Source organism: Myxococcota bacterium (assembly GCA_039030075.1).
In the GTDB taxonomy this organism is placed as follows: domain Bacteria; phylum Myxococcota_A; class UBA9160; order UBA9160; family SMWR01; genus JAHEJV01.
Genome location: JBCCEW010000011.1, coordinates 43,370 through 58,444, shown reverse-complemented (window position 1 = coordinate 58,444; position 15,075 = coordinate 43,370). Strand labels below are relative to the sequence as shown.

The following is a 15,075-nucleotide window of genomic DNA, read 5'->3' as shown; positions in this document are numbered from 1 at the left end:
GGGCCCAGGCTACCCGGTTTCCCGAGCCCCAGGCAGCGCCCGCCTCAGCCGCCGCAGAGTCGGGTGAGGATGGCGCTGAGCGCGATCAGCCCCCACACGGCCAGCCCGCCGAAGCGGCGCGCCAGCTGGGTGCGGCTCTCGGCCTCTTCCTCCTCCAGGACGTCCTGGGGGGAGGGCGGGCCGGTGCCGTGTTCCGAAGCGGGAACCGGCTCGAAGCGCTGCCCCATGCCGCGGGCGCCCACCTTGGCACCACAGTGCAGGCAGCGTCGGGTCTCCGCCGGGAACGTGACCTGGCACTGGTAGCAGTAGACCTCGAAGGGGGTCTGCGGACCTTCGACGCGTTGCATGGGCAGGGCCGAGCATATCGAACCCCACCGGAACGGCGTGTGATCAGCGAGCAGGGCGTTCGCTCGGCGAGAAGGGCACGCGCTCAGCGCTCGAAGAGACAGTCGGCCTCGCCTTCGTCCGCCTCGAAGCTCGCCAGATCGGGGAACCACCGCGACGGTACCCCGTCGATGGCGAGCGCCTTGATCGACGGACCGGCGCGGACGCCGATGCCGGCCGCGATCTGCCGGGCCCAGTCGATCGCGCCCTCGCCGGGGTCGGCATCGAGCCGGAGCGTGTGGCTGATACCGGCACGCCGCACCCGGAGATCGAAGACGATCGCGCACACGCCCTGGGGCTCGCCGACCTCGGCCGCCACCGCGCCCACGATGGCGTCCCAGCCCACTTCTTCGGTACCCGCCGGTCCCTCGAAGCGAATCCCGGTCTCGTCGGCCTGGGCGGCCGCGGCGATCACGACCTCTCGCGTGTCCCTCATCCGGTGCCCCATCGGCGAGAAGCCCCGCCGAGTTGACCGACGCGGCCCGGCCGGCGGCCCTCCCGGGCCCCGGGCAAGGTGACCCGGATCACCGGATCCACCCGGAGAAACACGAGAAACGGGTTGCCTCGGGGGAACGAAGCCGCAACCCTATGTCCCGCGACACCTGGGGGGGCCGTTCGTACCCGATCGGGGACTGGCCTCGAGACGGGTCACCGGACCGTCGGCGCCCGGGCTTCGGTCGCACCGCATTCCGGTCGGAGGAGGGGAAGATGACCCAGCAATCGCTCACGCGAACCATCGGCGTCCTGTTCTTGGCGAGCATCACGGGCCTCTGGGGCTGCCAGAGCAGCCAGGAGAACACCGCCGCTGCGACTCCCGACACGGGCAGCGAATTCCAGGAGGCGCCGGTCGAGCCGCCGCCGCCGATGCCGACCAAGCTGGCTGAGTTCCAGACGGTCTATTTCGATTTCGACCGCTTCGACATCCGCGACGACGCCCGCCCGGCGCTGCGCGGCAACGCCGACGCGGTGAACGCGGCCGACGCGGGTGCCGTCACCATCGAAGGCCACTGCGACGAGCGCGGCAGCGCCGAGTACAACCTGGCCCTCGGGGAGCGCCGCGCCAACGCGGTGAAGCGCTACCTGGTGGACCTGGGCGTCCCGTCCTCGAAGCTCCGCACGGTGAGCTTCGGCGAGGATCGCCCCGCGGTGCAGGGTCACGACGAGTCGGCCTGGCGCTACAACCGGCGCGCCGACTTCGTGCAGTAGCACCGACAGACCGGTTTCTTTCGAACGGCGGGGGTCGTGGCAACACGGCCCCCGTCGTCTATTTGACCCTCGCGATGGCCCGGTGATACCGTCGCCAGCCTCTCCCCGAACCACCGAGGTCTCCCCATGTCCGATGTCCACGGCGGCATTCTCGCGGGTCGCGCTCTGAAGGCGGCTGGCGTCGAGTGCATCTTCACGCTCTGCGGCGGCCACATCATGCCGCTCTATGCCGGCTGCAAAGAGCAGGGCATCCGCATCATCGACGTCCGCCACGAGCAGGCGGCGGTGCACGCGGCCGATGCCTGGGCGCGCTGCAACCCGGGGAAGATCGGCGTCGCGGCGATCACCGCCGGACCCGGCGTCACCGACGGTGTCACCGGCATCGCCAACGCCTGGCGCGCGAACTCGCCGATCCTCGTCTTCGGTGGGCAGGGGCCGTTCGAGAACCTGCGACGCGGTTCGCTGCAAGAGATGGATCACATCGGCGTCGTCCGGCCGATCACGAAGTACGCGGACGCGATCTACCAGACCCACCGGATCCCGGAGTACATCGAGCTCGCCGTGCGCCACGCGGTGTCGGGCATCCCCGGACCGGCCTACCTCGAGATCCCGATGGACATCTTCATGGGAAACGTCGAGGAGGAAGTGACGATCCCGCGGATCACCACGGCGCCACCGCGCCTGTCGCCCGACAAGGCGACCATCGGGGAGGCGCTGGATCTCCTGCGCTCGGCCGAGCGCCCGATGCTGATGGCCGGTACCAGCGTGAAGTGGTCCAACGCCTCGGCGGCGATGAACCACTTCATCTCCGAGACCCACATTCCGTCCTACGCGAACGGCATGGGGCGCGGCACGATTCCGCCCGAGTCCCCCGAGTTCTTGAATCGCTCGCGGCGCACGGCGCTCGAGAAGATCGACTGCATCATTCTCGCCGGCACGCTGCTGGACTTCCGGATGCGCTTCGGGGCGACGATTCCGGCGGATGCGAAGATCATCCAGCTCGACATGGACGCAACCATGATCGGCCAGAACCGCCAGGCCGACGTCGGCCTCGTCGGCAACCTCGCGTGCAGCTTCGAGCTGCTCACCGAGGAGATGAAGAACACGGGCACCCAGCTCGACTTCTCGAGCTGGCGCGACGAGCTGCGCGAAGTCGAGACCGCCGCCGAGGCGAAGGTGCAGGCGGCCCTCGACAGCGACGAGAGCCCGGTCGATCCCCAGCGCATGTGCCGAGAGGTGCGCGACTGGCTCGACACCCTCGGCGACACGATCGTGATCGGCGACGGCGGCGACATCGTCGCGACGGCGGCGAAGATCATTCCGGTGAAGCGCGAGGGTGCGTGGATGGACCCGGGCCCGCTCGGCACGCTCGGCGTCGGCATGCCCTTCGCCCTGGCGGCCCAGGCGGCGAACCCGGACAAGCGCGTCGTGATCGTCTACGGCGACGGCAGCTTCGGCTTGAACGGCTTCGAGTACGACACGGCGGTGCGCTTCGGACTGCCGATCATCGGTGTGGTCGGAAACGACGCCGCCTGGGGCCAGATGATGCGTCCCCAGGGCGCGATCTACGGTCACTACGACAGCACGCTCCTGCACCCCACCCGCTACGACAAGGTCGTCGAGGCGATGGGCGGGCACGGCGAGCTGGTCGAGCGGCCGGAAGATCTGCGACCCGCGCTCGAGCGTGCCGCGGCGTCCGGGAAGCCCGCCTGCGTGAACGTGATGATCCGCCAGGATCGCGGCTACTCGGGTGGCATCTACGTCTAGCCGACGCGCGCTCGGCTCCGGCCGAGCCGTGGTGCCGCAAATCGATCGGGCTCTCACGCTGCGCGGGGACGCATGCCCGCGCTGACCGGACCCCCGCGCGCGCTCGCGTCGGGCGACGACGGGATCGATCTGGACGCGTTGGCGCCGTGGCTGGCGAAGACGGGCCCGGTGGCGGTCGTCGACTTCGAGACCACCGGACTCCCGCAGGAAGGACGCGCCGAGCCGATCGAGGTGGGCGCAGTCCTGCTGGACGGGAACGGTGCCCGCTGTTTCGAGAGCCGGATCCGGCCGCAGGGAAGCGTGCCCGCGGCGATCACGGCGCTCACGGGTCTGCGCGATGCCGATCTTCGGGACGCGCCTTCGATCGGAGCGGTGGCTCCCGAGCTTCTGCAGCTCTTGTCGGGGCGGGTGATCGTGGCCCACAACGCCGACTTCGAGCGCCACTTCCTGACGCGCTTCTTGTCTCCCGCGTTTGCCCAGGCGACGTACCTGGACACCCAGGACATCCTCGGGATCTGCTTCCCCGATTCGCCGGATCTGCGGCTCGCCACCTTCGTCGACCGGCTGCTCGAACGCGAGGAGCGCCATCGCGCGCTGTCCGACGCGGTGGATGCGGCGGCCGTCCTCTCCCAGATCGCGCGCCGGGCCCACGAAGGCGACACCCGCTTCGACACGGCGCGGGCGGCCCTCGAGACCTACGCGCCCGAGGACCCGTGGCTCCCCCTGCTCGCGACCTCGGGCCTGCCACTGCCGGCGCCGGCGGCGCCCCAGTTCATCCGGATCCCCAAGAGTCCCGAGCCGCGGGTCCCCTTCGACGCCGACGCCATTGCGGCCGCGCTCGCCGACGAAGCCCGCGGTCGGCGGCACTTCCCGCGCTACCGCGTGCGCGAGCCCCAGATCGAGATGGCGCGCGAGTTCGTGCGACTACTCGACGAGGGCGGCCGTCTCCTGCTCGAGGGCGGAACGGGCGTCGGGAAGTCGCTCGCCTATCTCGCGGCGGCGATTCCCTTCGCCGTCGAGCGCGCGGCCGGCGGCGTGCGAGATCCGGTGGTGATCTCGACCCGCACGAAGGTCTTGCAGGATCAGCTGCTCCGGAAGGACATTCCCGCGGCCGCAGCCTTCCTCGGCTACTCGGACCTGCGCGCGCTGTCGATCAAGGGCCGCGCGAACTATCTCTGCCAGCGCCGCACGCTCCAGGCGCTGGCCGAGGGAGAGAGCCCGCTCGTCGACCCGCGCGATCGTCGTTCGTATGCCGCGCTCGCGAGCTGCACGCGACTGCGTCCGCACGGCGAGGTGGGCACGCTGCCCGCAGGACTGCTCGGGCGTTTCCCGCCGCTGCGCGAGCTCCGGAAGCGCTCGGTGGCCGCCCGCGCCGAACACTGCACCCGGGAGCAGTGCGCGTCGGAACCCCAGTGTCCGTTCGGGAAGCGGCGTTCGGCGCTGGGCCGGGCGGAGCTGGTCGTGGCGAACCACGACCTCTTGCTGCGTTGGCCGCCCGACTACCCGAACTTCGGTCATGTGATCGCGGACGAGGCCCATGAGTTGGTGGGCGTCGCCGACGAGGCCTATGCAACGGAAGTGCGTCCCGAGCGGCTCTTCGAGCGACTCGACGCGCTCTTCGGCGGACCCGTGCGGCGCACGCCGCCGCTCTTACGTCCGCGGACCGGGGCGTCGCCCCGGGTGGCGCGGGGCGATCTGCTGCAAGAGCTGCGGCTGTTGGGCCGTGCATTGGCGCCGCGCGCCAGCGACTTCGGGGAGGTCCAGCTGCCGCCCCACGCACCGCGCGTGGTGCCCGACGCGGCCGAGGCCGCCGATCGTGCGGCGGCCCGTCTCGAGGATCTCGCCGGGCTCGCCAGCGACCTGAACGAAGAGCGCGGTGAAGACGACGAGATCTCGGAGCAGATCGAGCGCGATGTCGGCGAGCTGCGCGATGCGGCCGCTTCCCTGCGCGGCGCGTTCGCCGAGGACGACGCGATCGTCGCGGCCTTCGATGAACTGCACGAACCCTTCGATCGCTGGCGGATGGCGCTGCGCGCGGTGTCGCCGGCGCGCGCCTTCCACGGTCAGCTGCTCGAGAAGCTCGAGGCATTCGCCGGCGTGTCTGCCAGTCTCTTCGTCGGGGGCGACGCGTTCGCGGCCATGGGCGAGCTGGAGGTCGAGAGCGGGGAGGCGCCGAGTTGGCGTGCATCGCTACCCAGCCCCTTCGACTACGCGTCCCACATGCGTGTCGTGGCGCTCGTGGACCGGGGCGACCCGGTCGAGCTCACCACCCAGGTCTTGACCGAGCTCGGACGCGCTCTCGGCGGCCGCACACTCGGGCTCTTCACCAGCCTGCTGCGCATGCGCGAGGTCCAGGCGCGGCTCTCCGCAGCGCTGCGTCCCGACGGCATCGAGGTCTGGATGCCGCGGCGCGCCACGGACGATCCGGGGGCGTTGGTCGAGCGATTTCGTCGCGCCGGCGGGGGCGGCGTGCTGCTCGGGGCGCGCACCTTCTGGCAGGGGATCGACGTGCCCGGCCCTGCGCTCGAAGCCGTCGTGATCGAGAAGCTGCCCTTCGAGGTGCCGAACGAGTTGCGCCGGCGGCGCGAGGGGCGAATCCGCGACCAGGGCGGGGACGCCTTCGAGCTCTTCACGCTGGGCAAGATGCTGCTGAATCTGAAGCAGATGGTCGGTCGCCTGATTCGCTCGGAAGACGACCGAGGCCTGGTGGTGGTCGTGGACCCGCGGCGCGACAAGCCCTACTTCGAGCGGCTGAGCGCGGCGCTGCCGCCGGGCTGTGAGATCGAGACGGCTTCGCTGCAAGAGCTCGTCGGTCTGGCGCGTGAGCTGGAGCTCGGCGCCACCGCGGTGAGCGGGCTAGATTCCGCCACGAACGGCCCGGAATCCGCTTCCGGCGGTCCGGGACCTGCTGCGGACGGTACGGAACCCGCTGGGGAGCGTACGGAACCCGCTGCGGAACGTACGGAACAGGGAGGGGGGACATGAGCTTCGACGCCGATCAGTGGGCGCTGATCCTCGGGGGCTCGAGCGGCTTCGGCCTCGCCACGGCGAAGCGTCTGGCCGCGGCGGGCATGAGCATCTGCATCGTGCACCGCGACAGACGCGCCGTGCTCTCGCAGATCGAGCCCGAGTTCGAGGCGATCCGCGCGGGCGGAACGCGCCTGATCACCAAGAACGTGGACGCGCTGTCGTCGGAGAAGCGCGCGACGGTCCTCGACGAACTGACCGGAGAGTTGGGGGGCGGTCGGGTTCGCGTGCTGCTCCACTCGGTCGCGTTCGGGAACCTGAAGCTGCTCGTGCACGAAGCCCAGAAGCCCCGGCCGGCGACCGGCGAACTCGCCGAGAAGCTGGGAATGGACGCCGAGAAGTTGCAGACCGCGATCGACGAGGTGTTCGCAGCCGGGCACGCTCAGGCGATGGGCCTCGCGAGCCCGGCCGAGTACTCGGACAAACACTTCCTCGACGAAGATGATTTCTCGCGCACGATTCACGCGATGGGTACCAGTCTGCTCGGCTGGGTCCAGGAGCTGCATCAACGGAGCCTCTTCGCCGACGACGCGCGCGTGTTCGGTTTGACTTCGGAAGGCAACGAGGTGGCCTGGAAGGGCTACGCTGCCGTGGCCGCCGCGAAGGTCTCGCTCGAGTCGCTGTCGCGCTCGATCGCCGTCGAGTACGCGCCCTACGGCATCCGCTGCAACGTGATCCAGGCGGGCATCACCCACACGCCGGCCCAGGATGCGATCCCCGGCTCGGTGCAGATGCGGGCTCAGGCGCTGGCGCGAAACCCGCTCGGTCGCCTGACCACGCCCGAGGACGTGGCCGGCGTGATCGCCCTGCTCGCGAGCGACGAAGCGGGCTGGATCAACGGCGAAGTGATTCGCGTCGACGGCGGTGAGCACATCTCGGGGGTGTCTTCGTGAGCGATGCGCGGTTCGCCCTGGTCACGGGCGGCGGAACCGGGATCGGTGCCGCCTGCTGCCGCGCCCTGGCCGCCGAGGGCTTCCGCGTCGGGGTGCACTACCGCTCCAGCGAGGAGAAGGCGCGGGCGCTCGCCGACGAGCTCGACGGCGCCTTCACGATCCGCGCGGATCTCGCCGTTCCCGAGGAGACCGATGCCCTCGTCGCGGAGCTGAAGGACGTCGCGGGCCGTGTCGACGTGTTGGTGAACAACGCGGGCTTCAACGTCAACGCGCCGATGCTGTCGATGAAGCTCGACGACTACGACACGGTCGCGGGCATGAGCCGCGGGGCGTGGTACCTGACGAAGCTGGTGCTGCGGCGTTTCATGCTGCGTAAGAAGCAGGGGCGCATCGTCAACATCTCGAGCGTCGTCGGCCACACCGGCAACCCGGGCCAGATCCCGTACACGATGGTGAAGGCCGGCCTCGACGCGTTCACGAAGAGCCTGGCCCAGGAGCTGGCCGGGCGGGACATCCTCGTCAACTCGGTCGCGCCGGGCTTCATCGACACCGAGATGACCGACGAGCTCCCCGACGAGGTGAAGACGGCGATCCTGACGCGCATTCCCCAGCAGCGGATGGGAACGCCCGAGGAGGTGGCCGACGTCGTGGCCTTCCTCGCGACCCGCGGCCACTACGTGAACGGCAGCGTGATCCACGTGAACGGCGGCATGTTCGGCGGCTGAGCCGACCGACGCGCGTCAGCGGCTCGTCGACGCGGGCTGGACCGCTTCGAGGGCCCCGGGCGGGAAGTTGATCGCAAAGGCCTCCGCGAAGGCCGGTCGTGCGCGCAGGCCGGCGGCGTAGCGCTCCAGGGTCTCGCTCGACCCGATCCCCACGTGGTTCGCCCAGGCCAGACAGCTCGCCAGCAGGATGTCGGCGGCCGAGAAGGGTTCGCCCAGCAGGTGGGGACGGCCGTCGGCGAGGGTTTGCTCGAGGAAGCCGACCTGACGCTGGAAGTAGCCCCGCGCCGCTTCGCACGCCGTCGGGGCCGCCCCGTACTCGTCGGGAAGTCCTTCGTGTCGCCGCAGCACGTAGAGCGCGGTGGCGTCGAGCTCCATCAGGATGAAGCAGCAGAGATCGTCGAAGCGCGCGCGCGCCGCGGTTCCGCGTTCCGGAGCGAAGTCGCCGCGATCCCGGTAGGCGTCCGCGAGGTAGAAGAGGATCGCGCCGCTCTCGCCGAGCGTGATGTCGCCGTCCTGCAGGAAGGGGATCTTGCCGCGCTGGCTGAGGGCCAGGAGATCCGGGTCCTGCATCCCTTCGGTGCGCGGCAGGATGGCGCGCGTCTCGTAGGGCAGGCCGAGCTCGTGGAGCAGCCAGTGGGGTCGAATCGTGCGCGACGTGCCGATCCCGAACAGCCGTCGCGTCATGCGGTTCCCAGCGTGCCCGCGTCGCGCAGGGTCGCGATCTCGTTCGCTGCGAACCCCGCTTCGCCGAGGACTTCGTCGCTGTGCTGTCCGAGCATCGGTGCCGGGCGGGTGATGGCCGAGGGGGTGCCCTCGAGGCGCTCGGCGGGACGCGGTTGCCGGATCCGGCCGGCGACCGGGTGCTCTTCTTCGATCAGGATTCCGTTCTCGCGCACCTGCGCGTTCTCGTGCAGCTGATCGCGGGTCAGCACCGGAGCGCAGGGCACGTCCTCGGCGTCGAGGGCGGCGAGCCACGCGTCGGTGGTCCGGGTCTCGAGCACGGCGGCCATCATCTCCAGGCGCTCCTTCGCGTTCGCGACGAGACCCGCCGTGTCCTGGAAGCGCGGGTCTTCGAGCCATTCGGTCTTCCCCGCGGCACGGCAGAAGCCCTGGAACTCCCGGTGGGCCACGGTCGACGCGATGATGTGTCCATCCCGGGTGGCAAAAACCAGATCGCGCCGTGCAACGGGTTTCGGCGCCGGACCGTCGTGGGCGAGGAAAGTGTGGTAGGCCATCCCCTCGGGCCAGACGAAGGCGATCACGGCGTCGAGCATCGAGAGTTGGACGTGCTGTCCCTCCCCCGTGCGCTCCCGTGCGAGTAGCGCTGCCGTGATGTTCTGCGCCGCGGTCAGCGCGGTGACCTTGTCGGGCACGATCACCCGCACCAGGCCCGGCGGACCCGTGACGCCGCCCTGGATCTCGCAGAGTCCGGACATGCCCTGGATGAGCGGGTCGTAGACGCGCTTGTGGGCGAAGGGGCCCTTCTCGCCGAAGCCGCTGATCGAGACGTAGACGAGGCGCGGGTTGCGTTCTCGCAAGACCTTCGGGCCGATGCCCATGCGTTCGGCGATGCCGGGTCGGCTGTTCTGGATGAAGACGTCCGCGTCGTCGACGAGACGCAACAGCGCTTCGAGCCCGCCTTCCTTCTTGAGATCGAGGACGACCGAGCGCTTGCTGCGATTGATGGTCGCGAAGGTGGGAGACAGGCCGGCCCGCCCGCCCATGTGGCGCAGGATGTCGCCGCTCGGCGGCTCGACCTTCACCACATCGGCGCCCTGGTCCGCCAGGATCCGGGTCGCCATCGGCCCGGAGATGACCTGGGTGAAGTCGATGATCCGGAATCCCTCGAGTGCGCCCGCCATGTCCCCTCCTGTCCGACACCCGTCGCCGATCGCGCGGAGCGCGATTGTCGCCCAGATCCGACGGCCGGGACCAGCCCGTCGGCAGGCGGCGCCTCCGGGGCGGTTCGTCGCTACTCTGCCGCGACCGTCCCATGGAACAGAAATTCAAAGAGCTCGAAGTCATCCAGCCCGGTTCGGAGCCGTCCCAGGCCCCCGAAGCGAAGCCCGAAGCCCGGGGTGTCCAGAACCCGCGGGTGGTCGACCTGATCACCGAGGACGCGCAGAGCGGCGAAGTCCTGCTGGTCATGCTCGAGGCGCGGCCCTGGGGCAGCCTGCCCGAGCAGCTCCGTCAGCTCGAGGCGAAGTTCAACTCCTACCTCGAATACGTCCTCGGCGGACACATGGAGAAGCAGTACCCCCAGTACGCCGGGCGCTCGATCTGCTTCCGCCTCGAGTGCGTCGAGAACCCGCGTCCCGCGGACAGCGCGTTCTTCACCGCGGTCGCGAACTTCGCCGCGGGTGAGGAGATCCGCTGGGTGGTCGCGGTGAAGCCCGACCTGGAGATCGAGAGCCTCTAGAGGACCCTCTAGGCTCGGCTACTCGACGACGTCCACGCCGCGCCAGAAGGCGACGCGTCCGCGGATCTCCGAAGCCGCGTCCTTGGGGTCCGGGTAGTACCAGGCCGCGTTCGCGTTGGTCTCGCCTTCGACCGAGATGTCGTAGTACGACGCGGTGCCCTTCCAGGAGCAGATCGACGTGTGGTCGCTCGGCGCGAAGTGCTCGCGGGCCAGAGCGCTCTCGGGAAAGTAGTGGTTCCCCTCGACGACGACCGTGTCGTCGCTCTCCGCGACGGTTCGACCGTTCCAGATGGCTTTCATATCGTTCCCTCTCGGCTCGCTCGGGCGCTGGAGTCTTCGGCTCGTCCGTCTCTAACCCCGGTACCACAAGGTTGCAAGTGTCGTACGCCTCAGTCCGCGAGGCAGTCGAACACCTGCTCCACGGCGGTCCAGAGTTCGTCCTCGGGGATGTTCAAGGCCGGGAAGAAGCGGACGACGTTGCCGCCGGTGACATTGAGCAGGACGCCCGCGTCCAGCGCCTGACGCGGGAGCGCCGCCGCGCGGTCCGCGTCCTGAAGGACGAGGGCCTGCAAGAGGCCCCGCCCGCGCACGCCCGAGGCGATCGCCGGATGCTGCTCGGCGAAGGCGCGCAGCTTCTCCTGCAGGCGCGCTCCCAGCTCGGCCGCGCGGGCGACGAGTCCCTCTTCCTCGACCACGGTCAGCACCGCGTTGGCCGCCGCGCAGGCGAGGGGGTTGCCGCCGTAGGTGGTGCCGTGGTCTCCGAGCTGGACCGTCTTGGCGACGTCTTCCGTCGTCAGGAACGCCGCGACCGGGAAGCCGCCTCCGAGGCCCTTGCCTAGGGTGACGATGTCGGGCGTGACGCCCTCGTGTTCGCACGCGAGGAAGGTGCCGGTGCGTCCAATGCCGGTCTGCACTTCGTCGCAGATCAGGAGTGTCCCCGTGTCGTCGCAGAGCTGGCGCAGGCCGCGCAGGTAGCCGTCGCTGGGCACGTTCACGCCGCCCTCGCCCTGCACGGGCTCGACGATGAAGGCGGCGATGCTGTCATCGAGTGCCTGCTTCGCGGCATCCAGGTCGTCGAAGGGCACGCAGACCTGTTCGGGCATCAGCGCGGCATAGGGCAGCCGGTGCTTCTCGGTGCCGATCACCTGCAGCGCACCGAGGGTGCGTCCGTGGAACGCGCCTTCCGTCGACACGAACGCGCGCCGTCCCGTGGCCCGGTGCGCCAGCTTCAGCGCGCCCTCGACGGCCTCGGTGCCCGAACTGGTGAGGAAGCTGCGCGTGATGTCCGCCGGGGTCTCCTTGGCCAGACGATCGATCAGGTCGAGCTGGGGCAGCGTGTAGAAGATGTTCGTCGTCTGCATCAGCTGGCCGGCCTGATGCGAAATCGCCGCGACCAGCGCCGGGTGGCAGTGACCGATGCAGGTCACGCCCCACCCCGACATGAGGTCCGTGTACGTCTTCCCGTTGACGTCCTCGACGCGGGAGCCACGACCCGAAACCAGCGCCACCGGGTGGCGGTTCACGACCGGCAGGAAATGGGCCGCTTCGCGTGCCCGCAGCGCATCGAGATCCATGGCTGACCTCCAGAGGGGCCTCGAAGTCTATCGGTCGCGCCGCGCGGAGCCACGCGGGCCTCGCCGCTGGGCCGACGAAGCGGAATACTCCGCGCTCCCCCAGGCCGAAGGAGACCGGGCCCGTGCAAGACAAGATCCTCCTCGAGGGTATTCAGGTGCCCGCTGCGCTCGGCGTGACCGCCGTGGAGCGCCGCATGCGGCGCCCGGTCCTGCTCGACGTGGAGATCGAGCGCGACCTCCGCGAGGCCGGCCGCAGCGATTCGATCCGCCACACGATCCACTACAAGCGGGTCTTCGAGATCGTCGAGGATGTCGCCGGCAACCAGGAGCACAAGCTGGTCGAGGCGCTCGGCGACCGGATCGCCCGCGCTGTGCTGACCCAGTTCGATGCCCAGGCGATCACGGTGAAGGTGCGGAAGCCCACGCCGATCGCCGGGGTCCTGCGCTACGCCGGGGTCGTGGTCCGGCGCAGCCGTGAGGACCTCTAGGGCGCGCCAGGCGCCGCCGGGGGCCGAGAACGGCTTCCGTGGAAGCAAAGCGTCAACCAAATGGAAGCAAATATCCCCTCTCAGGGGATGATATGCTTCCTCGCGCGCCCCGCGGTTGACATTGCATGAATTCGCCCCACACGACGCCCCCGTCTGCTCCTGACGCTGCCCGCTGGCTGGCGGAAGCCGTAGACGACGGCCGCCTCGAGCGGGGCCGCGCCGAAGCCCTCGCGGCGGGCTTTACGGACCCGGTGCTGCACGGCGCGATCCTCGACGCCGCCCACGAGTCGAAGCGGCGCGGCAAGGGCGATGTCGTCAGCGTCTCGCGCAACATCTTCGTCCCGCTGACGAACCTGTGCCGCGATCGCTGTTCGTACTGCACCTTCGCGAAGCAGCCCGACGATCCCGACGCCAAGACCTACAGCCTCGACGAAGTCGCCGACGCCGTGGCGGGCGCCGTGCGGGCCGGCTGCACCGAGGCACTCTTCTGCCTCGGGGACAAGCCCGAGGTGGCGTACAAGAGCCACCGCGAGTGGCTGGCGGCACGGGGCCTCTCGACGACGACCGAGTACCTGATCCAGGCCTGCGAGGTCGGCTTCGCCGGCGGCATCCTGCCCCACACGAACTCGGGCATCCTCTCGGCCGAGGAGATGACCGAGCTCCGCAAGACGAACGCCTCGCTCGGTCTGATGCTCGAGAACACCAGTCCGCGCCTCCGTGAGAAGGGAGCGGCCCACTACTACTGCCCGGACAAGGATCCGGAGGTGCGGCTGCGCATGCACGCCGAGGCCGGCGAGCTGAAGATTCCGTTCACGAGCGGCCTGCTGCTCGGGATCGGCGAGAACGACGCCGAGCGCGTCGACACGCTGCTCGCGATTCGGGATCTCGCCGATCGCTACGGCCACATCCAGGAAGTGATCGTGCAGCCCTTCCACCCGAAGGACGACACGCCGATGCGCGGCGTCGAGCCCCTGTCCGACGATCTCGTCGCAGGCTGGGTGGCGATGGCGCGATTGATCCTGGGCCCCGACATGAACGTGCAGGCGCCGCCGAATCTCGCTCCCGAGGTGCTCGAGCAGTTGCTGCGTTCGGGACTCAACGACTGGGGGGGCGTCTCGCCCCTGACGGTCGATTTCATCAACCCCGAGGCCCCCTGGCCGGCCCTGCGTGAGCTCGAGAAGCGCACCGTGGCCGCCGGGCAGCGCCTGGTAGAACGGCTCCCTGTCTATCCCGAGCACCTGCTCACGCGGCCCGACTACTTCGAGCCGCGCGTTCGCGAGGCCGCCATGGCGCTCGTCGACGAGCAGGGTTGGGTACGACGAGACCCGCGCCCGGTCGGAGAAGCGGCATGACCGAACACGCCTTCCTTTCCCTCGCGACGCCGGGGACGGCGCGCATCCTCGATCGCGCGCTCAGTGGCGACGAACTTCGGCGCGACGACGTCGAGGCGCTGCTCGGCTTGCAGGGGCGCGACCTCTTCGCGCTGATGCAGACGGCCGATCTCGCCCGCGAGCTCGACAAGGGAGACGACGTCTCCTTCGTCATCTGCCGGAACATCAACTTCACGAACGTCTGCTACGTGGGCTGCACGTTCTGCGGCTTCTCGCGGCACCGCGAGGAAGACGACGCCTACGACCACCCGATGGAGAAGCTCGTCGCCAAGGCCCGCGACGCGGTCGAGCGCGGCGCCACGGAGGTCTGCATCCAGGGCGGCATCCACCCGTCGAAGGACCATCACCACTACCGTGAGATCCTCGTCTCGCTGAAGCGCGAGTTCCCGAAGCTGCACATCCACGCCTTCTCGCCCGAGGAGATGGACTTCGCCCACAAGAAGTCGGGAATGCCGCTGCCCGAGTTCTTGCAATGGCTGGTCGATGCCGGGCTCGGGACGATGCCGGGCACCGCGGCCGAGATCCTCGACGACGAGATCCGCCAGGTGATCAGTCCGAACAAGCTGGGACGCGATCGCTGGGTCGAGATCGTGACGGCCGCCCACGAGATCGGACTGCGCTCGACCGCCACGATCATGTACGGCCACATCGAGAAGCCCCACCACATCGCTGGGCATCTCGAGCTGATCCGCGACATCCAGAAGCAGACCGGCGGCTTCACCGAGTTCGTGCCCCTCGGCTTCATCCACGAGAAGAACGTGCTCTTCAACCATCTCGATGCCCGGCCCGGGGCGTCGATGCCCGAAGATCTGAAGCTGATCGCGATCGCCCGGCTCTTCCTGCGGCCCTGGATCAGCAACATCCAGATGTCGTGGGTGAAGATGGGGCCGAAGGTCGCGCAGATGGCGCTGATGTCGGGCGCGAACGACATGGGCGGCACGCTGATGGAAGAGTCGATCAGCCGCGAGTCCGGTGCCGACTTCGGCGAGAACCTGCCCGCCGAGGACATGCGTCGTCTGATTCGAGAGGTCGGCCGAGTACCCGTCCAGCGCTCGACCACCTACGACATCCTGGCCCGCTACGAGGATCCCGAGAAGGACCCGCCGTCCCTGGAGCCGCCCGTCGAGCGGGAGCTGTCGGGGCCGACCCGCTGGCGCCTCGACAAGGAACGCTTCGCCGCCAAGACCGCGAACGGCTGAGC

The 15,075-nt window shown here is 69.5% G+C and carries 15 protein-coding genes; 9 read left to right on the top strand and 6 right to left on the bottom strand.

Going from position 1 to position 15,075, the window contains the following annotated elements; translation table 11 throughout:
- Positions 1 to 44 precede the first annotated feature (44 nt).
- Entirely contained in the window at positions 45 to 347 is a 303-nt protein-coding gene (locus tag AAF430_13465) for a hypothetical protein (protein MEM7411239.1), read from the bottom strand.
- A gap of 83 nt (positions 348 to 430) precedes the next feature.
- Positions 431 to 820 (bottom strand): hypothetical protein, encoded by a 390-nt coding sequence (locus AAF430_13460; protein ID MEM7411238.1) that lies wholly within the window; start codon positions 818 to 820, stop codon positions 431 to 433.
- 272 nt (positions 821 to 1,092) lie between these two features.
- Between AAF430_13460 and pal the strand changes: the two genes are divergently transcribed.
- The 5 genes from pal to AAF430_13435 all read left to right on the top strand — a co-directional run bounded on the left by pal (position 1,093) and on the right by AAF430_13435 (position 8,002).
- Positions 1,093 to 1,590: a peptidoglycan-associated lipoprotein Pal gene (gene pal / locus AAF430_13455; protein MEM7411237.1), complete on the top strand. Its 498-nt coding sequence runs from the start codon at positions 1,093 to 1,095 to the stop codon at positions 1,588 to 1,590.
- Between the two features lie 126 nt (positions 1,591 to 1,716).
- Positions 1,717 to 3,357, top strand: coding sequence for a thiamine pyrophosphate-binding protein (locus AAF430_13450; protein MEM7411236.1), 1,641 nt, complete (start codon positions 1,717 to 1,719; stop codon positions 3,355 to 3,357).
- Positions 3,358 to 3,429: 72 nt separating this feature from the next.
- Positions 3,430 to 6,342: a helicase C-terminal domain-containing protein gene (locus tag AAF430_13445; GenBank protein MEM7411235.1), complete on the top strand. Its 2,913-nt coding sequence runs from the start codon at positions 3,430 to 3,432 to the stop codon at positions 6,340 to 6,342.
- Positions 6,339 to 7,277: an SDR family oxidoreductase gene (locus AAF430_13440; GenBank protein ID MEM7411234.1), complete on the top strand. Its 939-nt coding sequence runs from the start codon at positions 6,339 to 6,341 to the stop codon at positions 7,275 to 7,277. Before AAF430_13445 ends, AAF430_13440 begins: the two co-directional genes overlap by 4 nt.
- Positions 7,274 to 8,002, top strand: a complete 729-nt coding sequence (locus AAF430_13435; GenBank protein MEM7411233.1) for a 3-oxoacyl-ACP reductase family protein — start codon at positions 7,274 to 7,276, stop codon at positions 8,000 to 8,002. The genes AAF430_13440 and AAF430_13435 overlap by 4 nt, the downstream gene beginning before the upstream one ends.
- Positions 8,003 to 8,017: 15 nt before the next feature.
- Here AAF430_13435 and AAF430_13430 read toward each other — a convergent pair whose 3' ends face one another.
- Positions 8,018 to 8,686: a glutathione S-transferase family protein gene (locus tag AAF430_13430; protein MEM7411232.1), complete on the bottom strand. Its 669-nt coding sequence runs from the start codon at positions 8,684 to 8,686 to the stop codon at positions 8,018 to 8,020.
- Complete coding sequence (locus AAF430_13425; protein ID MEM7411231.1) at positions 8,683 to 9,864, bottom strand: CoA transferase; 1,182 nt, start codon at positions 9,862 to 9,864, stop codon at positions 8,683 to 8,685. The genes AAF430_13430 and AAF430_13425 overlap by 4 nt, the downstream gene beginning before the upstream one ends.
- A 131-nt stretch (positions 9,865 to 9,995) precedes the next feature.
- Between AAF430_13425 and AAF430_13420 the strand changes: the two genes are divergently transcribed.
- Positions 9,996 to 10,421, top strand: coding sequence for a DUF6572 domain-containing protein (locus tag AAF430_13420; GenBank protein MEM7411230.1), 426 nt, complete (start codon positions 9,996 to 9,998; stop codon positions 10,419 to 10,421).
- An 18-nt stretch (positions 10,422 to 10,439) separates the two neighbouring features.
- On the opposite strand, the gene AAF430_13415 is transcribed toward AAF430_13420, so the two are convergent.
- Together AAF430_13415 and AAF430_13410 are read right to left on the bottom strand one after the other, a co-directional pair.
- Entirely contained in the window at positions 10,440 to 10,721 is a 282-nt protein-coding gene (locus AAF430_13415) for a DUF427 domain-containing protein (GenBank protein MEM7411229.1), read from the bottom strand.
- 89 nt (positions 10,722 to 10,810) lie between these two features.
- Positions 10,811 to 11,995, bottom strand: coding sequence for an aspartate aminotransferase family protein (locus tag AAF430_13410; protein ID MEM7411228.1), 1,185 nt, complete (start codon positions 11,993 to 11,995; stop codon positions 10,811 to 10,813).
- Positions 11,996 to 12,117: 122 nt separating this feature from the next.
- Here AAF430_13410 and folB point away from each other — a divergent pair, with 122 nt between their 5' ends.
- The 3 genes from folB (at position 12,118) to cofH (ending at position 15,073) form a co-directional block, all read left to right on the top strand.
- A complete protein-coding gene (folB, locus tag AAF430_13405) occupies positions 12,118 to 12,483 on the top strand; it encodes a dihydroneopterin aldolase (protein ID MEM7411227.1) in 366 nt (121 codons plus the stop codon).
- Between the two features lie 125 nt (positions 12,484 to 12,608).
- The gene (gene cofG / locus AAF430_13400) at positions 12,609 to 13,835 is read left to right on the top strand and encodes a 7,8-didemethyl-8-hydroxy-5-deazariboflavin synthase CofG (GenBank protein ID MEM7411226.1); all 1,227 of its coding nucleotides are present in this window, start codon (positions 12,609 to 12,611) and stop codon (positions 13,833 to 13,835) included.
- Positions 13,832 to 15,073, top strand: coding sequence for a 5-amino-6-(D-ribitylamino)uracil--L-tyrosine 4-hydroxyphenyl transferase CofH (cofH, locus tag AAF430_13395; protein MEM7411225.1), 1,242 nt, complete (start codon positions 13,832 to 13,834; stop codon positions 15,071 to 15,073). The genes cofG and cofH overlap by 4 nt, the downstream gene beginning before the upstream one ends.
- The last annotated feature ends 2 nt before the right edge of the window (positions 15,074 to 15,075 follow it).